Consider the following 21,283-nt stretch of genomic DNA (forward strand, 5'->3'; position numbering starts at 1 on the left):
TCAGCCGATGGCGGCGTCGACGGCGCGTTCGAAGGGCTGGGAGAAGCCCAACCGCGCGGCGATGCTCGACAGCACCTCGTCGGGCAGCAGGTCGAGGTCGCCGGACAGGGCGCCCAGCTCCATCTCGTCGAGCCCGAGGTCGGCGAAGATGGACAGGTCACCGGCCGGAAGGACGCTGTCGAGCTCCTCCTCCTCGGGCACCGGCACCTCGAGGTACTCGAGGGCCTGCTGCGCCAGCGGCCACTCCCAGGCGGCCGTGACATCCGAGAGGAAGACGTCGACCTGCTCGCCGAAGACCCGCAACGCCACGAAGAAGTCATCCCCTACGGCGACCATGCCAATCGTGGTCCCCATGCTCGGCGTCTGCCGCAGCGCGTGAATGAGCCCGTCCAGGTCAGAGGTGAGCGCCACCGGGAGCATCTCGGCCTCCCAGCGGTCCTCTTCCCGATACACAACGATGGCGAAGTCAAGAGTGTCCACGTCTGTCATCGTCTTCCCCACCGCACGGTCCTCACGCACGGAATCGTCGCAGAATCGGGGTCCCGCCGTACGGTGCTCACGCCAAATCGTGATCAAAGAGTCAGGCGACGTCGAGGCAGGACGTCGGAGACGGTAACTTTTGTTCCCATGCAGACCCTCGTCGTCGACCACCCGCTCGTCGCCCACAAGCTCACTGCGCTGCGCGACGCGCGGACCGACTCGCCGACGTTCCGCCGTCTGGCCGACGAACTGGTCACCCTCCTCGCCTACGAGGCGACCCGCGACGTGCGGGTGACCGACGTCACGGTCGACACGCCGCTAGCCCCCGCCCAGGGCATACGGCTCGCCCGTCCCGTCCCGCTCGTCGTGCCCATCCTGCGGGCCGGGCTGGGGATGCTCGACGGGATGACCCGGCTGCTGCCGACCGCCGAGGTCGGCTTCCTCGGAATGATCCGCGACGAGTCCACGCTCAAGGCCCAGACGTACGCCACCCGGCTGCCCGAGGACCTCTCCGGACGCCAGTGCTACGTGCTGGACCCGATGCTGGCGACCGGCGGCACGCTCGCGGCGGCGATCGAGTTCCTGTTCGGCCGCGGCGCGCGGGACGTCACCGCGATCTGCCTGCTCGCCGCTCCCGAGGGCATCGCGTATCTGGACGAGGCGTTCCGGAGCGGCGAACGGCCCATCCGGGTGGTGACCGCCGCCCTCGACGAGCGGCTCAACGAGAACGGCTACATCGTGCCCGGCCTCGGCGACGCCGGCGACCGCCTATACGGCGTGGTCTGATTTCCCTCTCCTTCCGCACGCTCCGCGCCCTTCTCCCCCTGGTTACGCGCTGCTCCCGATAGGGTACGCAGTGTGATGACGACGTCACCTCGCGCTCACGCGAGCGGGGCGCCACAGGGAGAGCGATTGAGCCAGCATCCGGGCGGCGAGCACTACGAGCAGCTCGAGGCCCTGCTCAGGGACGAGTTCGCGGGAGTGCATCCGCCCGCGACGGTGGCCCGGTGCGTGCAGGCCGCCCACCACGGCGCCGTCGAGGTCATCGGCCACGCGCCCGCCGGGCTCGTGGAGCGGATCGCCCGCAAACACCTGCGGGTGCTCGCGACCGCCGCCGAGGGGCGGGGCTGACACCGTCACGATCACTGATCCCGTTCGCGGTTCGCCGCTTTACCAAACGGGGTGACTGGGTAATGTATTGGTCATGGGAGTGGTGACGGCGGTGCAGGGGAAGAAGATCCTCAAGTGGACGGTCATTGTCGTGGTGGCCTTCTACTTGCTCACGAGGCCGACTGACGCGGCCCACACGGTCCACGGAGCCCTCAACGGAATGATCAGCGCGGCCGATTCCATGGCGCAGTTCTTCGCCTCCCTGACATGAGACTTGTGACCCACGGGGACTCCGCCCCGTCGTCGGTCAACCGTTACCTCCTCCCCCACGAACAGCAGGTCATCATGGTGCGGCGTCACCCTGCCGTGCTCCTGCGTCCGGTCGCCGAGATCTTCGGAGGGCTCATCCTCGCCGGGGTTCTCAGCAAGTTCCTGAGCGACAGCGGCGCCGCCCAGGCCCTCGCCATCGTCTGGTGGGCCTGGCTGCTGCTGCTCGTCCGCTTCGTATGGAAGGTGGCGGAGTGGTCGGTCGACTACTTCGTCGTCACCTCCCAGCGCATGCTTCTCACCACCGGCCTCATCACGCGCAAGGTCGCGATGATGCCCCTGGGCAAGGTCACCGACATGAGCTTCCAGCGCTCGCTCCTTGGCCGCATGCTCGGCTACGGCGAGTTCGTACTGGAGTCGGCCGGCCAGGATCAGGCCTTCCGCACCGTCCCCCACATCCCTTATCCGGAGACCCTCTATCTAGAGGTCTGTCAGATGATCTTCCCTGGCAAGGACGGGGACGACGACTGACGGCCTCCGGCCGTCCGTTATCTCGACACCGTGATCGAACCTTCACCGTCGTGATTCTTGACGGAGGGTTACACGAATCGGTCGCTTCGTGCCATTATGGCGACACTATTGACCCTTCCCCCGCCCTGAGAGATCAGATGCCGAGTCAGGGAACCATCGGTGACCGCGTCCGCGGACTGCGGTTGAGCAGGCGAATGTCGCAGGCCCAGTTGGCCGGACCCGACCTATCCGACAGTTATGTCTCACTCATCGAGTCCGGAAAGCGGACGCCAACGCCGGTCGTCGCCCGGCTGCTCGCCGAGCGTCTCGGATGCACCACCGAGTTCCTGCTCCACGGGATAGAGCCTCGGCAGCGCATCGACACCGAGCTCGGCCTCCGGCACGCCGAACTGGAGCTGTACCACGGTGACCCCGCCGTGGCCGCGGACCGCTTCGGCGAGATCGCCAAGGCCGCGGGCGAGGACAACGCGATGCTGGCCGCGCACGCGCGGCTCGGCGTGGCACGGGCGCTGGAGGCCCAGGGCCGCATCGGCCGGGCCGTCGAGGCGTACGAGCGGCTGCGCCGCGAGGCCGCCGCGCACCCCGAGCGCCTCGCCGACCTCCCGCTGACCGTCGCGCTGTGCCGCTGCTACCAGCGGGCCGGCGACCGGCTGCGCGCCCGTGACCTCGGCGCCCACGCGCTCGGTCAGGTCGACCGGCTCGGTGTGCTCGAGGGCGACCTCGCCGTCGAGCTCGCGCTGGCGCTCGTGGAGGCCGAGACCGGCCTGCCGTACGTCGAGCGGGTGCTGGAGAACGCGGGGCTGCCGCAGGCCGCCGACCGCAGCGGAGAGATCCTCGCGCTGTGGCAGGCGAGCGTGACGGCGGGCGAAGGCGAGGACTCGGCGCTGGCCGTGCAGCTCGCCGAGGACGCCCTCGCGGCCGGCCGCCCGGCCCGGATCGCCGTCCGGTGCGCCCGCATCGCGATGCACTGGGCCCGCATCACAGCGGCGGATCCCGAAGGTGCGGATTTGGATCGAGCCAACGACCTGGCGGCGTCCGCTGTGGGCGTTTTCTCCCGATTCCCGGCCCAACGGCAGGAGCACGCGAGAGGCCTCGTTGTGCTGAGTTCGGTACGGCTGCGGACAGGAGACACGGAATCCGCACTCGAACTCGCCGACGAGGCACTGGTTCTGCTGGGCGACGCCCGGGGGACCACGGCGGCCACCGCCAACATGGTGCTCGCCGAGATCGCTTTGGCACGGTCCGAAGATCCGGTGCCCGCGCTCACCCGGGCCCATGACCTGCTGGGAGGCGTGACGCCGGACCGGGACACCGCCCGGGCCTGGCGGATGCTCGGCGACCTGTGGGGCCAGGCCGGTGCTCTCAACCAGCAGACGGAGGCATATCGTAGAGCCCTGGAAGCCGTGGGGATCCGCGTGAACATACCGGGCTCCACCACCGCGGCGGCGCTCGCTCGATAGCCTCCCTGGAGCTCCGGATTTGTTCCGGAAGCTCTGGAATAATTAGGGTCGACCAGTCATTCCATCATCGGATGATTGGCTACCCAAAGGAGGCTGACTGTGAGCCTGCGGACGGCGCAGCGGGCGTCTCTCGTGGACCAGGTGATCGACCAGCTCAAGGAGCAGATCACCTCCGGCTCCTGGCAGATGCATGCCAAGATTCCCACCGAGACCGTGCTCGCCGAGCACCTCGGAGTCGGCCGGAACACCGTCCGCGAAGCGGTACGGGCGCTGACCCACGCCGGGCTGCTGGAGTGCCGCCAGGGCGACGGCACGTACGTGCGGGCCACCAGCGAGCTGTCGGGCGCCATGGCCCGGCGGCTGCGGGCAGCCGAGCAGCTGGAGATCCTCGAAGTTCGTCGCGCCCTGGAGGTCGAGGCGGCCCGGCTCGCGGCGACGCGGCGCACCGACCAGGACATCGCGTCCATCGAGGCCGCGCTGGCCGCGCGGGAGAAGGCGTGGGCGGACGGCGACGCGGAGGCGTTCGTCGAGTCCGACCTCGCCTTCCACGTGGCGGTCGTCGAGGCCACCCACAACACCGTGCTGATCGACCTGTACGTCGACTTCTCGGCGGCCCTCCGGGCGAGCATCGCCGCGGCAGGCGGCTCGCTGGAGCAGAACTACATCCCCCACGACGCCATCGTCCGCGCGATCGTCGCCGGTGACGCCACCGCGGCGGAGCGGGCGGGTCACGCGTGCATGGAGCACATCCTCATCGCCCTCACCGAGTCGGCGACGCTCACCTCCTGAGCCGCCCCCGGGCTCCCGGAACCGGGACCGGGAGCTCAGCCCAGCCGCAGGGACATCACCAGGTAGCGGTAACCGGGGTCGTCGCCCTCGTCCGTGACCAGGGCGGGCCGGGTCGGCGAGTCCAGGTGGACGCGCGCCCGCTCGGTCCCGACGCCCGCGAGACCGTCGAGCAGGAAATGGGGCTGGAAGGCGATCTGGATGTCCGGGCCTTCCAGCTCGGCCTCGACGACCTCCGCGCCCCTGCCGATGTCGCCGCCGCCGGCCTGGATCAGCACCTGTCCCGGGGAGAACGACAGCCGGACCGCGGTGTTACGCTCGGCGACCAGCGTCACCCGCCTGACGGCCTCCACGAACGGCCCCACCGGGACGTCGGCGTGGATCGGCCAGTGCTCGGTCAGCCGGGCCCGGTAGTCGATGAACTGCTCGTCGAGCAGCCGGACGGTGGTGGTGCGGCCCTGGCTCTCGAAGCCGGCCACGTTGTCGCCGAGCCCGACCGCCACCTCGCCCCCGCGCAGCGAGCGCGCCACCTCGACCAGCACCCGCGCGGGCACGACCACTCCGTGCCGCTCCTCCTGCCGCTCCGGGTGCCACAGGAACTCGCTCGCCGCGATGCGGTAGCGGTCGGTGGCGGCCAGGGAGACGCGCACGTCCTCGATGTCCATCCGGATGCCCGTGAGCATGGGCAGCGTGTCGTCGCGGCTCGCGGCGGGCGCGACCTGGTTGACGGCGGTGGCGAAGACGCCCCCGCCCACGGCGCCGATCCTCGGCGGCATCGGCGGCATCGCGGGGAAGTCCTCGTCCGGCATGGTCAGCAGGCCGAACTCGGCGCTGCCGCAGGTGAGCACGGCCTCCGACCCGCTGGTGACGATCTCGACGGGCCGCGCCGGCAGGCTGCGGGTGATCTCCGCCAGGACCTTCCCGGGGATCAGCACCCGCCCCGGCTCCGCCACCTCGGCCTCGACGTCGGCCCGCGCCGACACGTCGTAGTCGAAGGCGGACACCCGCAGGTCGTCCGCCGCCTCCAGCAGCAGCCCCGCGAGGACCGGCACGGCGGGCCTGGCGGGCAGCACCCGGGCCGCCCACGCCACCGCTTCGGCGAGAACGTCGCGGTTCACCTGGAATTTCATCCCGACCTCCTGCCTGTGCCACCTGCCTGTGCCACGACTCGACTCCCAAGGTAGCGCCCGGCACCGACATTCACGGGCGAGTCACAGGGTCGGTCACAGGGTCGGGCATACGGCTCAGCCGGGCCTGCTCCCCAGGAAGGCCAGCACCGCGAGCACCCGGCGGTTGTCGTCGTCGGAGGGCGCGAGGCCGAGCTTGGCGAAGATGTTCGCGGTGTGCTTGCCCACCGCGCTGTCGCTGAGGAACAACCGCTGCCCGATGGCGGCGTTCGACCTGCCCTCCGCCATCAGTTCCAGCACCTCCCGCTCCCGGGGGGTGAGCCGGCCGAGCGGCTCGTTGCGGGAGTTGCTCGCCAGGAGCCTCGCGATGACCTCCGGGTCCATCGCCGTGCCGCCCGCCGCGACCCGGCGTACGGCGTCGACGAACTGCTCGCCGTTGAACACCCGGTCCTTCAGCAGGTAGCCGACCCCGCCTGAGCCGTCGGCCAGCAACTCCCTGGCGTACAGCTGCTCGACGTGCTGGGAGAGCACGAGCACCGGCAGCCCCGGCACCCGCCGCCGCGCGGTGAGCGCGGCCTGCAGCCCCTCGTCGGTGAACGTCGGCGGGAGCCGTACGTCGACGACGGCCACGTCCGGGCGCTCACCGATGAGCGCGGCGAGCAGCTCCGGGCCGGACTCGACCGCGGCGACGACCTCGAAGCCGTGCGCGCGCAGCAGGTGGACCAGGCCCTCCCTGAGCAGGTGCAGATCCTCCGCCAGGACTACCCGCACCCGCCGCCCTCCTTCTCCCGCATGGCCCGCGCCGTCGTGGTCAGCGCGACGGTCAGCAGGCCGCCGCCGAGCAGCATCATGCCGACGATGACCGGCCACTGGAAGGGCTCGGGCATGTGCAACCCCAGGAACCAGGACTTCACCGGCGAGCCGAGCAGTTTGAGCACCATCGCCACCAGCCCCTGCGGGAACAGCGCGATCGGCCACAGCGCCCAGCAGAGGCCGCCGAGAATGCGCCACGGAGACCGGGGCGCCGCCCGCAGCGGGAAGGCCAGGGGCAGCTCGACGACCGCCGTGGTCGGGCCGCCGACCGGGCTGTTCACCGCGAACACTCCGTCGAACGCCCCGAGTCTGCGTTCGATGCCGCGCAGACCGGTGCCGCGTCCGGGGTCCGCGCCGCCCCGGCCGTCGTCGGTCACCGTGACCCGCAGCGCGGGACCCCGCGCGCTCACGTCCACCCACGCCTCGGTCGCGTCGCCGTGCCGGGCGGCGTTGGCCAGCAGTTCGCTGACCGCGAAGTACGCCGCGGACTCCAGCGGCGCGGGCGCGCGCTCCGGCACGTCGACGGTCACGTGCGCGCGCAGCGGGCTGTCCAGGGCGAGGGCGCGTACGGCGTCACCGAGTCCGCGTTCGGCGAGCACGGGGGGATGGATGCCGCGCACCAGCCGCCGGATGTCCTGCAGCGCGTCCGCCGAGGCGTCGCGCGCCTTGTCGAGCAGCGCCCGGGCGGCCCGCAGGTCGGTCTCCAGCAGCTGCTCGGCCGCGCCGATCGTCATCCCGATCGCGACGAGACGGGCCTGGGCGCCGTCGTGCAGGTCGCGTTCGATCCGCCGCAGCTCGGCGGCCTGCGAGTCGACGGCCTCGGTGCGCGCCGCGTCCAGATGGGTGACCCGCCGGGCCAGCCGCGCCTTCTCGGTGGGCCCGAGGAGCACGGCGGCGACGCCGCCGTGGACGCGCAGGGCCCACGGCGCGTACCAGCGGGCGACGCCCGCCGCGAGCAGGATCCACACCACGCCCAGCGGATCGCCCCCCGCCACCCGGACGACGCCGTACGCCGTCGCGAGCAGCGGAGCGGCGGCCACGAGCCCGCAGGTCACCGGCGCGGCGAGCAGGTAGGCGAGGTCGCGCCAGGTCGCCGGGTCCTTCATCAGCCAGTTCCACCGCTTGTTGAAAGCCGGGATCGTGGGCTTCTTGTACAAGGTGCGGCCGTCGCGGTACCAGCCGTCCGCCTGCGGCACCGGCGGGAGCGGCGCCGGCAGGTACGGAGCGTCGACCGGCATGCCCGACCAGCGGCCGGACAGATCGCGCGCCAGCCCGGTCACGGCCCGCACGAGCCGTACGGCCGGGGACACGACGAAGACCATGCCGACCATGAAGGTGAGCAGCGCCGCCGTCAGCATAACCAGGGCGACGGCCAGGCCCAGCAGGGCGAGGCCGGTGAGGGCCGCGCCTCTGCCGAGTGCGACGAGGGTCCGGCGAGCTGCGTTCATGGGTCCAGTCTGCGAGTTCCGGGCGGTTCCGCACAGTGGCCCCGGGCACCCGGCGGGGGTGGGGAAAAGTGCACCCCCGCCGGGTCGGCAGCCGCATTCCGGGCGGCCCGCCCGATTTCTAGCGTCGTCGGCATGGCAATCATCACCGTGGACCACCTCCGCAAGACGTACGGGGCACGCGTGGCGGTCGAGGACGTGTCGTTCTCCGTGGAGGAGGGCGAGGTCTTCGGCATCGTCGGCCGCAACGGGGCCGGCAAGACGACGACGGTCGAGTGCGTCGCCGGGCTGCGCACCCCCACGTCGGGCATGATCGAACTGGACGTCGGCCCGGGCGCTGATTTGAAGGAGCAGGTCGGCGTGCAGCTCCAGGAGTGCTCGCTGCCGGACAAGATCCGGGTCGGGGAGGCGCTGTCGCTCTACGCCTCGTTCTACCGCCGGCCCGCCGACTGGCGGGCGCTGGCCGCCGAGGCCGGGCTCGACCTCCGCGCGTCGTTCGCCACGCTCTCCGGCGGGCAGCGCCAGCGGCTTTCGGTCGCGCTCGCGCTGGTGGGAAGCCCGCGCGTGGCGATCCTCGACGAGCTCACCACCGGCCTCGACCCGCAGGCCCGGCGGGAGACCTGGGAACTGGTCACCCGGATCAGGCAACGGGGAGTGACGGTCCTGCTCGTCACCCACTTCATGGAGGAGGTGGAGCGGCTGTGCGACCGGGTCGCGGTCATCTCGCGCGGCCGGGTGCGCGCGGTCGACACGCCCGCCGGGCTCGTCGCCCGCGCCGGCGGCGAGCAGCGCCTGGTCTTCCGTACGGACAAGCCGCTGACGGCCGAGCGGATCGCGAGGCTGCGGGCGCTGCCCGAGGTGACGTCGGCCACGGTGAAGAGCGCCGTGGATGGCGGCGTCGAGGGCGCCGTGGAGGGCGGGGAGACCACGATCGCCGGCGACGGCGACCTGCTGAGCGCGGTCACGGCCGTGCTGCCCACGTCCCTGATGCGGGGCCTGCGCATGGAGCGCACCACCCTCGACGACGCGTTCCTCGCCCTCACCGAACCCTCGCAGGCACCTTCGCACGCGCCCTCCCAGGAGGAATCATGACCACCGCCCGTACGCCGGTTCTCGTCCGGATCGCGGCCGTGGAGGCCCGGCTCTTCCTCCGCGAGCCCGCCGCCGTGTTCTTCGCGGTCGTGCTGCCGGTGGCGCTGCTGCTGACCCTCGGCGCCACGATCCCCGGCTTCCGCGACGCGGACCCGTCCCTCGGCGGACAGCGCTTCGTGGACGCGCCCTTCACCGCGATGATGGTGCTGCTGTCGGTCGTGACGCTCGCGCTCAGCGCACTGCCGGCGGTCCTGGTGGCCTACCGCGAGCGCGGCGTGCTGCGGCGGCTGTCCACGACGCCGGTACGGCCGGGCGCCCTGCTGACGGCGCAACTGCTGATCAATGTAGGCGTGGCCGTCGTAGCGACGGCGCTGACGCTGGGGCTCGGGCACGTGTTCCTCGGGGTGCCGCCGCCCCGCTCGCCCTGGGCGTTCGCGGGGGTCTTCGTCCTCGGCTCGACCACGATGCTCGCCATCGGGCTCCTCCTCGCCGCCGTGGCGCCGAACTCCAAGGTCGTGCAGGGGGCGGGGGCCGCGCTCATGTTCCCGCTGCTGTTCCTGGCCGGGATGTGGCTCCCCCGGCCGCTCATGCCCGAGATCCTGCGCCGGATCAGCGACTTCACTCCCACCGGGGCCTTCGGGCAGGCGCTCACGGACGCGCTGGGCGGCGGGGGTCCCCAGGCCCTCCACCTCGCCGTACTGGCGGGCTGGGCGCTGGCCGCCGGGCTCGCCGCGGCGCGGCTGTTCCGCTGGCAGTGAGACCGGGGGCAGCGAGACCGGTGCGGTGAGACCGGTGGCACTGAGGCCGGTGGCGGTGAGACGCGGGCCGTCCCTGCCCCGTCGCAGGGGCAGGGGCGGGGGCGAGCCCGTGACCGATGCGGCGTGGCGGTTACCCCAGGGGTAATCGCCGGGCCGCCCGGACGGGGATAGCGTCGGGGACGTGACCGTCGCCCAGATCCACCAGCGGCCGTTCGGTGAGCTCCTGCGCGGTTGGCGCGAGCACCGGCGGCTGAGCCAGCTCGACCTGTCCAACCGGGCCGAGATCTCCACGCGGCACATCAGCTTCCTGGAGACCGGCCGGGCCACGCCGAGCCGCGACATGGTCCTCCACCTCTCCGAGCACCTGGACCTCCCGCTGCGCGAGCGCAACCACCTGCTGCTGGCCGCCGGGTACGCCCCGGTCTACGCCCAGTCGCCGCTCGACTCGCCGGGGATGGCGGCGGTGTGCGAGGCGATCCGCCGGCTGCTGTCGGCCCACGACCCCTATCCGGCCGTGGTGGTGGACCGGGCCTGGGAGCTCGTCGACGCCAACGAGGGGATCGCGCTGCTCGCCGAGGGCGTCGATCCCGACCTGCTGGGCAACGTGCTGCGGGCGAGCCTGCATCCGGAGGGCCTCGCGCCGCACATCCTGAACCTCGGCGAGTGGCGGGCGCACCTGCTCGGACGGCTGCGGCGGCAGATCACGCACACCGCCGACCCCCGGCTCACCGAGCTGTACGCCGAGCTGCGCGGCTACCCCTGCGACCAGCCCGAGCCGGAGGTGGAGCTGCCCGGGCCCGGAGACATCATGGTGCCGCTGCGGGTGCGGCGGGCCGGGCGGGAGCTGTCGTTCTTCAGCATCGTGGCCACCTTCGGCACGCCGCTCGACATCACGGTCTCCGAGCTGGCCATCGAGTCGTTCTACCCGGCGGACGCCGCGACCGCCGCCTTCCTGCGCGACACGTCTTCGTGATCGTCCGGAGATCATCTGGCGTCCGGCGTTCTGTCACACTTCGTGCATCGACACGTGCCTTGGCCGCGCCTGAGCCGAAGGAAGCCGGAATGCCCACACGAGTGCTGCTTAACACGTTCCAGGTGGACGCCGCGCCGGAGAAGGTCTTCGCGCATCTCACGACGCCCGAGAGCTATGTCGGCCTGTCGCCGCTCGTGGTCGCCGTACGCGACGTCGACCGGTCCGAGCCGGGGGTGGTGCGGTACACCTCCGTCGAGCGGTTCCGCTTCCTCGGCCTCAAGTACGACAACCCCATCGCCGTGACGCTCCTCACCGAGGGCCTGTCCGTACGCGGGCAGGTGCGCAGCCCGGGCGGCGTCGGGCTCGGCTACCGGTTCGATCTGTCCCCGGAGGGGACGGGGACCCGGGTGGACGACCGGCTCGACGTGAGCGCGGCGTGGTTCCTGCTGGGCTTCGCGGCGGGTCAGGCGCGGAAGGTGCAGCTCGCGCGGGCCCGGATCCTCGCCGGACGGCTGTCGGAGGGGTCCGCCCTGAAGCCGTGACGGAAGCGGCCCCACGGCGTACGGCGCGGTCGCGGACGGCGGCCCGCCGGTGACGGCTCACGGGCGGCGGCTCGCGATACATGCACGCGGGCCGCGTCTCTTGATCACGTCTGCCGCGCTCTCGCATGAGAAGCTGTAGCCCCCCATCCATGGCCGGAGGTATCACATGCTCGTGCTGGCGCACGTCAGCGACATCCACATCGACGGAAGCGAGCGGAACACCTCGCGCGCCGCACGCGCGCTCACGTACGCGAGGTCGCTGCGGCCCGACGCGATCGTGCTCACCGGTGACCTCGCGGACAACGGCGCGATGGAGGAGTACGAGATCGTCCGTGAGCTCGTCTCGGGTGACGACGTGCCGCTCGTGCTGTGCCCGGGCAACCACGACACCCGTGCCCACCTCCGCAAGGTCCTGCTGGAGCAGGACGGCGACCACCCGGTCAACCAGGCACTCAACCTCGACCACGCGACGATCGCGCTGTGCGACTCCAGCGTCCCCGGGCGGCCCGAGGGTGAGCTGAGCGACGACACGCTGGCCTGGCTCGACTCGGTGCTCGCCGCGACCCCCGGGGTGCCGGCCTTCGTCGGCATGCACCATCCGGCGGTCGCGCTCGGCATCCCGTACGTGGACGGCATCCGGCTCGGGCGGCCGGAGGGGCTGGCGGAGGTCCTCGGCCGCCACCCGCACGCCATCGCGGTGCTGGCCGGGCACGCCCACACCGCCGCGGCCACGACGTTCGCCGGGCTGCCGCTGCTGGTCGCGCCGGGCGTGGTCAGCACGGCGCTGCTGCCGTCCGAGACCTCCGCGCACCCGCCGGTCGACCACGACCTGCCTCCCGCCGTCGCCCTGCACGTGCTCGACGACGGCCGGGTCACCACCCACTTCCGCCCCGTTCCCTGAGTGCGGGCGCCCGTACGGCCCGCGCGGGGACCTTCCGCGCGGGCCGTACGGACGTGCCGGCGGTCTCAGGCGCCGGCGGTGCTCAGGCCGGCGGTGCTCAGGCGTCGGGGATCCACGAGCCGTGGAATCCCGCGGGCACCCGCCGCGGCAGCCGCACCGACGCCACCTGGGACAGGTCCGACGCGTCGAGCACGAGCAACTCGGCGCTGTCGTCGGTGCCGGCGATCGACAGCAGCCAGCCCGCGTCCTCGCCGGTTGCGCCGGCGGCGGGCACGAACACGGCCTCGCCCGGCGTGCGGTCTCCCGTCTCGTGGGCCAGGCTCGTGCCGGTGCCCGTGTCGTACTTCACGACCGCGCCCTTGGTGACCGCGTAGAGGTAGCGGCTGCGCAGCCCGGTCAGCGTCTCGTTGACGGTGGGGAACTCGACCTCCCGGTCGTCGAGGGCCTCGTCCTTCGTCACGCCGGTCGCCGGGTCGAGCACCCAGCGGTGCAGCGCCGCGCCGCCGGTGTGCGCGGCGGGATTGGCCTTGCCGCCGATGGTCGGCCAGAAGGCCTGGAACGCCTCCGGTGCGTAACGCACCGCGTCGACGACGATCCGCCCGTGCTCGTCCTCGCTCGCGTTCCCCACGTGGAAGATGTAGCAGGGGTCGATCTCGAACCACCGGACCTTCCCGGTGCTCCGGCTCATCACGCCGAGCCGGGCGCCGTACAGGTCGTCCCACCGGTACGGCATACCCCGGCCCACCATGGTCAGGTCGAAGACGACCGGCAGGTCGAGCCACACGACGTGGTTCGCGGTGATCGCGAAGTCGTGCGCCATCGTGGGCCCGGGCACCTCGACCTCACGGGTCTCCACCAGCTCACCGGCGGCCGACAGGCGGTGGTAGGTGAGGTAGGGCGGCGCCCAGCCGTACCCGAAGAAGTGCAGCTCCCCGGTGACCGGGTCCTCCTTGGGGTGCGCGGTCATCGCGGTGGCGAGCCGGCCGCCGAAGTCGCAGGGGCCGACCGTGTCGAGCTCCGGCGTCATCACGTACGGCAGGCCGTTCTCGACCAGCGCGAGGATCTTGTCGGCGTGCCGGATGACGTGGGTGTTCGCGGGGACGGCGGCAAGGTCGACGCCCCTGTCGCCGAGGTAGGACGCGCCGTCGAGGCGGGTGGTGCGCACCCACCGGTTGCGGTACCACTCGGCGCGGCCGTCGCGCAGCCGGATGCCGTGGATCATCCCGTGGCCGACGAACCAGTGGCCGGGGTCGTCGCCGGGGCGGGGGTTGGGCCCGTTGCGGAAGTAGCGGCCGGTCAGCTCGGGCGGCAGGGCGCCCTCCACGGGCAGGTCGAGCGCGTCGATCTCGTCGGGTACGGGGGCGAGGCGGCCGGAGAGGTAGGAGGCGGTGGTCATGTCTCGTGGCTCCTTTCAGGGCGGCTTTCGTACGACGGCTTTCAGGCGGCGTTGTAGCGGGCGGCGTTGTAGCGGGCGCGGACGATCCGGGGGTAGCGGACCGTGAAGAGCGCGGGCAGGGCGAGACCGCAGACCTTCACGGTGACGAGGGCGGCGGTGGCCTGCGGCTCGAAGGCGAGGAGCAGGGCGAGCGCGACGGCGCTGAGCGTGAACGCGGCGGCCCAGACGGTGGTGATGACGGCGTTGACCCGGTAGAAGATCTCGGTCGCGTGCACCTCGGGAGTGGTGGAACGGCGGGCCATGCCCAGCGTGAACGGCCTGCGGACCGCCAGCGACCCCCAGGCGGTGAGAGCGAGCCAGCCGACCGAGACGGCCGGCCCGTACGCGCCGAACGGCGCCGGGGTGACCGTGAAGGCGACGAGCGCGAGGGCCGCGAAGAAGACGCCCGAGCTGAGCTCCAGGACGATCTCGTCCCAGCCCCGCCCGGCGCGCCGGTCGGCGACCAGCAGGACGATCGACACGAGGAGACCGGCTCCGGCTCCGTACCTCGCCTCGCCGTTCGTGCTGAGCACGGAGAAGACGATCCAGGGGAGGAAGGTGAGGACATAACGGAGCACGGGGAGTTCCTTCGAGAGACGACGTTCCATGTGTGACATGTCAAAAGTAGAAGCTCCAGAGATGACATGTCAACACAGGAATGTAGGATCTGGCGCATGAGTCTTCGTCACGCACTTCTCGGGCTCCTGTCGGCCGGCCCGGCCAGCGGATACGACCTGCTGAAGACGTTCGAGATATCGCTGGCCAACGTGTGGCCGGCCACCCAGAGCCAGCTCTACTCGGAGCTGGGCCGCCTGTCCCGCGAGGATCTGATCGAGGTCGCCGCCGAGGGCCCCCGCGGGCGCAAGGAATATCGGATCACCGGCGACGGTCTCGCCGAGCTGCGCCGCTGGCTGGTGGAGGAGCCGCCCACCCAGAACCGGCGCAGCGACATGCTGCTGCGGGTGTTCTTCCTCGACACGGTCACGCCGGACGAGGCCCACGGTTATCTGGAGGGACTGGCCGTCCAGGCCCGCGAGGAGCACGCCGCGCTCCGGGAGGTGCGTGAACAGGTCATCAGCCAGGGCGAGGACGCGCTGCGGCTGTACGGAGACCTCGCCCTGGAGTGGGGTCTGCGCCTGACCGCCGCCCAGCGCGACTGGGCCGAATGGGCCGCCGGGCGGATCGCGGCCCTGCCCCACCAGAGCTCACCCGAGAGCACCGAACTCAACGGAACCACGGGGCTGAACGGAACCACCGCGCCCGGCCCGCGGCCCGCATGAACCGTCTGTAACCGCGAACAGACCCGGCGCCGTGGCCACGGCCGGCCCGGCTCATTCCGGCCTGCACGCACGAATGATGGACGCGATGACGTCGTCGAGTCCGTGCTCGTCCGTCTCGGGCAGCGGCACGCCGCTCACCGCCAGGCCGACGTATCCGTGCAGCGGCGCGAACACCGTCAGGGCGATACGGTCCAGCGGTCCTTCGCGGACCTCGCCCCGGCGCTGCCCGGTGCTGACCAGTTCCAGGCTCTGCTCGATCCACCGGCCGGCGGCCGCTCCAAGCGCCTGTGACGCCTCCGGGCTGTGCTTGGTCGAGAACATCAGGTCGAGCAGGGCGGCGTTCGCCACGGAGAAGCCCACGTAGGCCCGGGCCATGACGTTCAGGCGCTCGCCGAACGTCTCACCGGCGCCGTCCTGGGCGGCTGCGGTGACTTCGACGAGCCGTTCGAAGCCGTCCAGGGCCAGCGCGTCCAGCAACGCCTGTTTGGTCTTGAAGTGGCGACTGGGCGCCGCCGGGCTCACACCGAGCTCGCGGGCGAGTTCCCGGAGTGACAGCGCGCCCGATCCACGCTCGCGCAGCGTTTGCTCGGCACGTTCGAGCAGGGCGGCGCGGAGGTCTCCGTGGTGGTAGGGGCGCTTCTTCACGCCGTCAGCCTAATCCGATCACCCTTGCGTTGTAGGCATTGCTTACATTGTAATCGTTGCATACATTGGAACGAAGCCCGTAGGCCCCTCGGTCCGCCGGACGTCCCGTTCCCCTCACCCGGGCGGTCCCCGGCAGCGCCGACGGTTCACGAAAACGACCCCAGGAGGAGCGCATGCCGCGCAGATCCATCGACATCAACGTGCCCGACCTCACCGGGCGGCGCGCGCTCGTCACCGGAGCGAGCGACGGCATCGGCCTCGGACTCGCGACGAGGCTCGCCGCGGCCGGGGCCGAGGTGCTCCTGCCGGTACGGAACCCACACAAGGGCAGAGCGGCGGTCGACAGGATCTCGCAGGCGGCCCCCGGAGCCGAGGTCTCGCTCCACGCCCTCGACCTGTCGTCACTCGCCTCCGTCGCGGCCCTCGGCGACACCCTGCGCGAGGAAGGCCGCCCGATCCACATCCTCATCAACAACGCGGGGGTGATGACCCCGCCCGACCGCCAGACGACGACCGACGGGTTCGAGCTTCAGTTCGGCACCAACCACCTCGGCCACTTCGCCCTGGTGGCCCACCTGCTTCCGCTGCTGCGCGCCGGACAGGCCCGCGTGACCTCGCAGATCAGCGTCGCCGCGAACCGGGGCGGCATCAACTGGCAGGACCTGAACTGGGAACGCTCCTACGACGGCATGAAGGCGTACAGCCAGTCGAAGATCGCCTTCGGGCTCTTCGGCCTCGAACTCGACCGGCTCAGCCGGGCCCATGACTGGGGCATCACGAGCAACCTCTCCCACCCCGGGATCGCCCCGACCAACCTGCTCGCCGCGCGCCCCGAGGTCGGCCGCGACACGGAGACCGGAGGCAGGAAACTCATCGGCGCCCTGTCCCGCCGGGGCATCCTCCTCGGGACCGCCGAGACCGCGGCGCTCCCCGCCCTGTACGCCGCGACGGCCCCCGAAGCCCGGCCCGGCGGCCTCTACGGGCCGAGCGGGCTCGGGCACCTCGGAGGCCCGCCCGCCGAGCAGCAGCTCTACTCCCGCCTGCGCGGCGCCGAGGACGCCCGGCGCGTCCGGCGAGTCTCCGAAGAACTGACGAAGGTGTCGTTCCCCACCGGCTGAGACACTCGGCACCCATCGCGGGGCGACACGCTAGTGGGTGGCCATGTCGACGAAGCGGCTGTAGTGGCCCTGGAAGGCGACGGTGACCGTGGCCGTGGGGCCGTTCCGGTGCTTGGCCACGATCAGGTCCGCCTCGCCCGCGCGCGGCGACTCCCGCTCGTACGCGTCCTCCCGGTGCAGCAGGATGACCATGTCGGCGTCCTGCTCGATGGAGCCGGATTCACGCAGGTCCGACACTTGGGGGCGTTTGTCCGTTCTCTGCTCGGGACCACGGTTGAGCTGGGAGATGGCGATGACCGGCACCTCCAGCTCCTTGGCCAGCAGCTTGAGCGCCCGGGACAGCTCCGAGACCTCCTGCTGGCGGCTCTCGGTCTTCTTCGGCGAACTCATGAGCTGCAGATAGTCGACGATCACGAAGCGCAGGTCGTGCCGCTGCTTCAGGCGGCGGCACTTGGCCCTGATCTCCATCATCGACATGTTCGGGGAGTCGTCGATGAACAGCGGCGCCTCGGCGACCTCCCCCATCCGGCGGGCCATCCGGGTCCAGTCGTCGTCGCTCATCGAGCCCGAGCGCATCGTGTGCAGCGGGACCCGCGCCTCCGCCGACAGCAGACGCATCGTGATCTCGTTGCGCGACATCTCCAGCGAGAAGATGACCGTGGTCATCTGATGCTTGATAGCCGCAGACCGGGCGAAGTCCAGCCCCAGCGTCGAGTTGTGGGTGGGGACGCATGACCTGCCGGCGAGGTACATGTGGTCGGCATTGTCGACCTCCACACACCTGACCGGCACGGAAGGCACCGGACGGACATCCACGATGTATCGCACCCGGGTGGACGCGTGAGCCTTCGCCACCTGCCTGTCGGCCTTACGCGGGAGACGGAAGACCTTCTCCGCCGGGGTGAAGTTGATCATGTAACAGGTGGACGACTCATCGGTCCTGCCCTTGACCGCCTTCGTCCTCATCGTCGCCTTGTAGCCCAGGCTGAGCACGAGTTCGAACGCGTCCTCGGCGAGCCTGCGGTTCGTGAGAGCGAGTTGCACCTGGCCACTGCGGTTCACATAGCCGTCGGTGTCCAGGAGCCCGGCGAGGAGATCCCGTCGCTGGCGCTCGGACGCACGCAGGTATACCGCCGGAATGTGCTTGTCCCCGAGCACCCCCAAGCTGCGCAGGATCGCCTGCACTGTGCCGTGGTGGTCGCGGCACCGCTGGCATCGCCTCCCGCCGGAGGACGGCCTGCCGCAGTCGGCGCAGGTCGTCGGGGCGACGGGAGCCGAAAAAAAGCGGGCCCTGCCACCACAGGACTGCCCGCACATACGCACCTGAGATGTCTTGGGCACGAACAGCGTTCCGCAGACGACGCAGGGACGCTCCGGCCGAAGCTCTGCCTCGGGGAGTTTGAGAGTGTGGAGAATACCGGAGTTCAGCCGGACGACTTGTAGTCCCTCCGCCTCCAGCTGGGCGATGATCTCGGGCTCGACCGCGGTGATCCTCGCGCTGTCGCTGTGGCCGTCGCCCAGCCAGGCCCCGAGCGCGTACGGAGAGAGTGGCAGATCTCGTTCGGGCAGGTCGAACGCGGCCGCCACGGCCACCGCGTGGTTCGGACGGTTGTCCGACGAGGTGCAGCGCAGGGTGGCCTCGATCTGCTCGGTGGTCACGACGTCGTCGTGCACCATGGTGAGGGCGGCGTTCCTCGGCCTGCTCACGTGGTCGTTCAGAGCCTCGAAGAGTCGCCTGCGGGAGTACACGGGCGTGTTCCAGACGTAGCTCCGGGCCGGTCCGCCCACCGGGCGCGGCGCCCTTCCTTCCGATCCGACCACGCGCTGCACGGTGTGCAGCGCGTTGCGGAACTCCGAGCCGACCACGGCCAGCGCCTCCTGGTACGTGATCAGCTCGTCGGGGCGGGCCGACGAGTCGCCGCAGGCGCCCTGTACGCGCCGCAGCGACTCCTGTGGCCAGTGGAAACCAGTCCTGCTCTCGGAGCGCTGCCGGCGACTGGCCCGGGTGCTCGTACGCCACTGGTGCTGGGCGTCGGCCACGATGACCGTGCCGTCGCTGAACTCGACCTCGTAGCAGGGCCTGTCCACCATGACGTCCGTCGCGGCCACCACACGTGTCGGGCGGCCGTCGGCGCCGATGAGGCGGTCGCCGACCCGCACCTCCCCCATCGTGGTCCATCCGCCGGGCGTGGGCAGGGGTGTGTCGAGAGCGAGGGCCTTGCCGATCGCGGGGCGGGCGGCTACGACGATCATCTGGCCGGGGTGGAGGCCGTGGGTGAGGGCGTCGAGGTCCTGGAAGCCGGTGGGGACGCCGACCATCTGGCCGCCGCGGCTGCCGATGGCCTCGATCTCGTCCAGGGCGGAGGGCATGATGTCCGACAGCGGGAGGTAGTCCTCGGACGTGCGGCGCTCGGTGACCTTGTAGATCTCGGCCTGGGCGCGGTCGACCAGGTCGTCGACCTCCTCGCCCTGGCCGCCGAAGCCGTAGGAGACGATGCGGGTGCCCGCCTCGATGAGGCGCCGCAGGACGGCCTGCTCCCGGACGATCTTGGCGTAGTAGCCGGCGTTCGCGGCGGTGGGCACGATCGCGGTCAGGGTGTGCAGGTAGGCGCCGCCGCCCACGCGGGCGACCTCGCCGCGCTTCTGCAGCTCGTCGAAGACGGTCACCGAGTCGGCGGGCTCGCCCCGGCCGTACAGGTCGGTGATCACGTCGAAGACGATCTGGTGGGCCGGACGGTAGAAGTCGTCGGCGCGCAGCACCTCGATGACGTCGGCGATCGCGTCCTTGGACAGCAGCATGCCGCCCAGCACCGACTGCTCGGCCTCGATGTTGTGCGGCGGCGTCCGCTCGAACGACGATTCGGAGCCTCCCGGGCCTCCCGGGAAGTCGAGCACGCTCACCTCACACCCCCTGCCCAGCGGTCACAGCATCCCCAACCCGGTGCGACAGTCTCCCCAACCTCGGGGCAGGGCGGCAACCCGGCCGGTGGACAAGCCTGTGGACAACGTGTGCAGGCACGGCCGTGACATGTGGGAAGCCTGGGGACGAGCCTGTGGACACAGTCGCGGCCTCATCACGGAAATCCCGCATCACCTGCGGTTTCGCTGTCCACCGCCTGTGGAGGAAAGAAAGTCGCAGACGGATTCGCGATGCCGGTCGAGCATGACCTCGTAAGCCGCAAAATAGGCGTATGTCCCTTACCCCCAGAACAGGACACGGACGCGCCCACGACAGGGAGATCCTGAGGCTCGCGATCCCGGCATTCGGGGCACTCGTGGCCGAGCCGCTCTTCCTGCTCACCGACTCCGTCATCGTCGGCCACCTCCCCGATCCTGCGCTCGGCGCGCTCGGTGTGGCCAGCGCGGCACTGTCGGCTCTCGTCGGGCTGTGCGTGTTCCTCGCGTACGCCACCACGGCCGCGGTCGCGCGGAGGCTCGGGGCGGGGGACGTCAGGCAGGCGATGCGCCAGGGGATGGACGGCCTGTGGCTGGCCGCGATCATCGGCCTGGCCGTCGGTGTGGCGTGCTGGCCTCTTGCTCCGTTTATCGTACACCTGTTCGGAGCGGTGGGCCAGCTCGCCACGGAGGCCGTCACCTACCTGCGCATCAGCCTCATCGGCGTCCCCGCGATGCTGCTGGTCTTCGCCGGCACCGGCGTGCTGCGCGGGATGCAGGACACGCGCACGCCGCTCGTGGTCTCCGTGGCGTCCTTCGCCCTGAACGGTCTGCTCAACGCCTGGTTCGTGCTCGGGCTCGGCTGGGGGCTCGCCGGGTCGGCCTGGGGCACGGTCCTCGCCCAGGCCCTCGCGGCGACGGCCTATCTTGTGATGGTCGTGCGCGCCGCCCGCGCGCACGGCGCCTCGCTGCTGCCCGATCTCGCGGGGCTGCGCGCCGCCGGAACGGCCGGGCTCGCCCTGGTCGTCCGTACGGCGTGCCTGCAGGCGGTGCTGCTCGTCGCCGCGGCGATCGCCACCCGCATGGGCGACGAGCGGATCGCCGCGCACACGATCGCCACCCGGATCTGGACGTTCCTCGCCTTCGCCCTCGACGCCATCGCGATCGCCGGTCAGGCCATCACCGGCCGGGCGCTGGGCGCGGGAGACACCTCGGGCACCCGCGCGGCGACCCGGCGCATGCTGATCTGGGGCGTCGCCTGCGGCGTGGTGTTCGGGGCCCTCGTGCTGGCCGCCCGGCCGCTGGTCCCGGCCCTGTTCGACGCACGCGGCGAGACCGCGGCCGAGCTGCTGGCCGTGCTGTGGCCGGTGGCCCTCCTCCAGCCCGTCGCGGGTGTCGTGTTCGTGCTGGACGGCGTCCTGATCGGCGCCGGCGACCAGCGCTACCTCGCCCACGCCGGGCTGTGGACGACGCTGGCCTTCCTGCCGTTCGCCATGGTCGCGGACACCCTGGTCGCCCTGTGGCTCGCGCTCGGCGCCTGGATGGCCGCCCGGCTGGTCACGCTCGGCGTCCGCGCGTACGGCACCGCCTGGATGGTCACCGGCACCTCGCGGACGGCGACCTGA

22 protein-coding genes are annotated in these 21,283 nt (G+C 71.4%); 14 read left to right on the forward strand and 8 right to left on the reverse strand.

Going from position 1 to position 21,283, the window contains the following annotated elements; all coding sequences use genetic code 11:
- Entirely contained in the window at positions 1-489 is a 489-nt protein-coding gene (locus tag F5972_RS11600; protein ID WP_117408420.1) for a tRNA adenosine deaminase-associated protein, read from the reverse strand.
- A gap of 138 nt (positions 490-627) precedes the next feature.
- Between F5972_RS11600 and upp the strand changes: the two genes are divergently transcribed.
- The 6 genes from upp (at position 628) to F5972_RS11625 (ending at position 4,637) form a co-directional block, all read left to right on the forward strand.
- Positions 628-1,266: a uracil phosphoribosyltransferase gene (gene upp, locus F5972_RS11605; protein WP_150933484.1), complete on the forward strand. Its 639-nt coding sequence runs from the start codon at positions 628-630 to the stop codon at positions 1,264-1,266.
- A 126-nt stretch (positions 1,267-1,392) separates the two neighbouring features.
- Positions 1,393-1,611: a hypothetical protein gene (locus tag F5972_RS11610; RefSeq protein ID WP_150933485.1), complete on the forward strand. Its 219-nt coding sequence runs from the start codon at positions 1,393-1,395 to the stop codon at positions 1,609-1,611.
- 73 nt (positions 1,612-1,684) lie between these two features.
- Positions 1,685-1,861, forward strand: a complete 177-nt coding sequence (locus F5972_RS37140; protein ID WP_191910068.1) for a hypothetical protein — start codon at positions 1,685-1,687, stop codon at positions 1,859-1,861.
- The gene (locus F5972_RS11615; RefSeq protein WP_150933486.1) at positions 1,858-2,388 is read left to right on the forward strand and encodes a PH domain-containing protein; all 531 of its coding nucleotides are present in this window, start codon (positions 1,858-1,860) and stop codon (positions 2,386-2,388) included. Before F5972_RS37140 ends, F5972_RS11615 begins: the two co-directional genes overlap by 4 nt.
- Positions 2,389-2,570: 182 nt before the next feature.
- Complete coding sequence (locus F5972_RS11620) at positions 2,571-3,848, forward strand: helix-turn-helix domain-containing protein (RefSeq protein WP_263641818.1); 1,278 nt, start codon at positions 2,571-2,573, stop codon at positions 3,846-3,848.
- A gap of 99 nt (positions 3,849-3,947) precedes the next feature.
- Positions 3,948-4,637: a FadR/GntR family transcriptional regulator gene (locus tag F5972_RS11625; protein WP_117408393.1), complete on the forward strand. Its 690-nt coding sequence runs from the start codon at positions 3,948-3,950 to the stop codon at positions 4,635-4,637.
- A 35-nt stretch (positions 4,638-4,672) separates the two neighbouring features.
- Here F5972_RS11625 and dnaN read toward each other — a convergent pair whose 3' ends face one another.
- The 3 genes from dnaN to F5972_RS11640 form a co-directional block, all read right to left on the reverse strand.
- Positions 4,673-5,764, reverse strand: a complete 1,092-nt coding sequence (gene dnaN, locus F5972_RS11630; RefSeq protein ID WP_150933488.1) for a DNA polymerase III subunit beta — start codon at positions 5,762-5,764, stop codon at positions 4,673-4,675.
- Between the two features lie 114 nt (positions 5,765-5,878).
- Positions 5,879-6,532 carry a response regulator transcription factor gene (locus F5972_RS11635; RefSeq protein WP_150933489.1) on the reverse strand — a complete coding sequence of 218 codons (654 nt, stop codon included), beginning with the start codon at positions 6,530-6,532 and terminating at the stop codon, positions 5,879-5,881.
- Complete coding sequence (locus F5972_RS11640) at positions 6,523-8,022, reverse strand: sensor histidine kinase (protein ID WP_150933490.1); 1,500 nt, start codon at positions 8,020-8,022, stop codon at positions 6,523-6,525. Before F5972_RS11640 ends, F5972_RS11635 begins: the two co-directional genes overlap by 10 nt.
- 132 nt (positions 8,023-8,154) lie before the next feature.
- Between F5972_RS11640 and F5972_RS11645 the strand changes: the two genes are divergently transcribed.
- The 5 genes from F5972_RS11645 to F5972_RS11665 all read left to right on the forward strand — a co-directional run bounded on the left by F5972_RS11645 (position 8,155) and on the right by F5972_RS11665 (position 12,285).
- Positions 8,155-9,111 carry an ABC transporter ATP-binding protein gene (locus F5972_RS11645; protein ID WP_150933491.1) on the forward strand — a complete coding sequence of 319 codons (957 nt, stop codon included), beginning with the start codon at positions 8,155-8,157 and terminating at the stop codon, positions 9,109-9,111.
- Complete coding sequence (locus F5972_RS11650) at positions 9,108-9,869, forward strand: ABC transporter permease (RefSeq protein ID WP_150933492.1); 762 nt, start codon at positions 9,108-9,110, stop codon at positions 9,867-9,869. Before F5972_RS11645 ends, F5972_RS11650 begins: the two co-directional genes overlap by 4 nt.
- A 181-nt stretch (positions 9,870-10,050) precedes the next feature.
- The gene (locus F5972_RS11655; RefSeq protein ID WP_150933493.1) at positions 10,051-10,842 is read left to right on the forward strand and encodes a helix-turn-helix domain-containing protein; all 792 of its coding nucleotides are present in this window, start codon (positions 10,051-10,053) and stop codon (positions 10,840-10,842) included.
- Positions 10,843-10,931: 89 nt separating this feature from the next.
- Positions 10,932-11,384 carry an SRPBCC family protein gene (locus F5972_RS11660; protein ID WP_150933494.1) on the forward strand — a complete coding sequence of 151 codons (453 nt, stop codon included), beginning with the start codon at positions 10,932-10,934 and terminating at the stop codon, positions 11,382-11,384.
- A 166-nt stretch (positions 11,385-11,550) separates the two neighbouring features.
- Entirely contained in the window at positions 11,551-12,285 is a 735-nt protein-coding gene (locus F5972_RS11665; protein ID WP_150933495.1) for a metallophosphoesterase, read from the forward strand.
- A gap of 97 nt (positions 12,286-12,382) precedes the next feature.
- Here F5972_RS11665 and F5972_RS11670 read toward each other — a convergent pair whose 3' ends face one another.
- Positions 12,383-13,681, reverse strand: coding sequence for a carotenoid oxygenase family protein (locus F5972_RS11670; RefSeq protein WP_150933496.1), 1,299 nt, complete (start codon positions 13,679-13,681; stop codon positions 12,383-12,385).
- A gap of 41 nt (positions 13,682-13,722) precedes the next feature.
- Entirely contained in the window at positions 13,723-14,298 is a 576-nt protein-coding gene (locus tag F5972_RS11675; protein WP_225311381.1) for a hypothetical protein, read from the reverse strand.
- A 96-nt stretch (positions 14,299-14,394) separates the two neighbouring features.
- On the opposite strand from F5972_RS11675, the gene F5972_RS11680 reads away from it, so the two are divergent.
- Entirely contained in the window at positions 14,395-15,000 is a 606-nt protein-coding gene (locus F5972_RS11680; protein WP_150933498.1) for a PadR family transcriptional regulator, read from the forward strand.
- Between the two features lie 51 nt (positions 15,001-15,051).
- Here F5972_RS11680 and F5972_RS11685 read toward each other — a convergent pair whose 3' ends face one another.
- Positions 15,052-15,645 (reverse strand): TetR/AcrR family transcriptional regulator, encoded by a 594-nt coding sequence (locus F5972_RS11685; RefSeq protein WP_150933499.1) that lies wholly within the window; start codon positions 15,643-15,645, stop codon positions 15,052-15,054.
- A 173-nt stretch (positions 15,646-15,818) separates the two neighbouring features.
- On the opposite strand from F5972_RS11685, the gene F5972_RS11690 reads away from it, so the two are divergent.
- On the forward strand, positions 15,819-16,763 hold the full coding sequence (locus F5972_RS11690) for an SDR family oxidoreductase (RefSeq protein ID WP_150933500.1): 945 nt from the start codon (positions 15,819-15,821) through the stop codon (positions 16,761-16,763).
- A gap of 30 nt (positions 16,764-16,793) precedes the next feature.
- Here F5972_RS11690 and dnaB read toward each other — a convergent pair whose 3' ends face one another.
- Positions 16,794-19,562, reverse strand: coding sequence for a replicative DNA helicase (gene dnaB / locus F5972_RS11695; RefSeq protein ID WP_150933918.1), 2,769 nt, complete (start codon positions 19,560-19,562; stop codon positions 16,794-16,796).
- A 392-nt stretch (positions 19,563-19,954) separates the two neighbouring features.
- Between dnaB and F5972_RS11700 the strand changes: the two genes are divergently transcribed.
- Positions 19,955-21,283 (forward strand): MATE family efflux transporter, encoded by a 1,329-nt coding sequence (locus tag F5972_RS11700; RefSeq protein ID WP_150933501.1) that lies wholly within the window; start codon positions 19,955-19,957, stop codon positions 21,281-21,283.

This window comes from Microbispora cellulosiformans (genome assembly GCF_008728085.1).
Lineage (GTDB): Bacteria > Actinomycetota > Actinomycetes > Streptosporangiales > Streptosporangiaceae > Microbispora > Microbispora amethystogenes.

Coding starts and splice junctions, on each gene's coding strand:
- F5972_RS11650 (WP_150933492.1), top strand. CDS start 9,108: ATGACCACCGCCCGTACGCCGGTTCTCGTCCGGATCGCGGCCGTGGAG.
- F5972_RS11670 (WP_150933496.1), bottom strand. CDS start 13,681: ATGACCACCGCCTCCTACCTCTCCGGCCGCCTCGCCCCCGTACCCGAC.
- upp (WP_150933484.1), top strand. CDS start 628: ATGCAGACCCTCGTCGTCGACCACCCGCTCGTCGCCCACAAGCTCACT.
- F5972_RS11700 (WP_150933501.1), top strand. CDS start 19,955: ATGTCCCTTACCCCCAGAACAGGACACGGACGCGCCCACGACAGGGAG.
- F5972_RS11645 (WP_150933491.1), top strand. CDS start 8,155: ATGGCAATCATCACCGTGGACCACCTCCGCAAGACGTACGGGGCACGC.
- dnaN (WP_150933488.1), bottom strand. CDS start 5,764: ATGAAATTCCAGGTGAACCGCGACGTTCTCGCCGAAGCGGTGGCGTGG.
- F5972_RS11680 (WP_150933498.1), top strand. CDS start 14,395: ATGAGTCTTCGTCACGCACTTCTCGGGCTCCTGTCGGCCGGCCCGGCC.
- F5972_RS11660 (WP_150933494.1), top strand. CDS start 10,932: ATGCCCACACGAGTGCTGCTTAACACGTTCCAGGTGGACGCCGCGCCG.
- F5972_RS11640 (WP_150933490.1), bottom strand. CDS start 8,022: ATGAACGCAGCTCGCCGGACCCTCGTCGCACTCGGCAGAGGCGCGGCC.
- F5972_RS11665 (WP_150933495.1), top strand. CDS start 11,551: ATGCTCGTGCTGGCGCACGTCAGCGACATCCACATCGACGGAAGCGAG.
- F5972_RS11615 (WP_150933486.1), top strand. CDS start 1,858: ATGAGACTTGTGACCCACGGGGACTCCGCCCCGTCGTCGGTCAACCGT.
- F5972_RS37140 (WP_191910068.1), top strand. CDS start 1,685: ATGGGAGTGGTGACGGCGGTGCAGGGGAAGAAGATCCTCAAGTGGACG.
- F5972_RS11690 (WP_150933500.1), top strand. CDS start 15,819: ATGCCGCGCAGATCCATCGACATCAACGTGCCCGACCTCACCGGGCGG.
- dnaB (WP_150933918.1), bottom strand. CDS start 19,562: ATGCTGCTGTCCAAGGACGCGATCGCCGACGTCATCGAGGTGCTGCGC.
- F5972_RS11600 (WP_117408420.1), bottom strand. CDS start 489: ATGACAGACGTGGACACTCTTGACTTCGCCATCGTTGTGTATCGGGAA.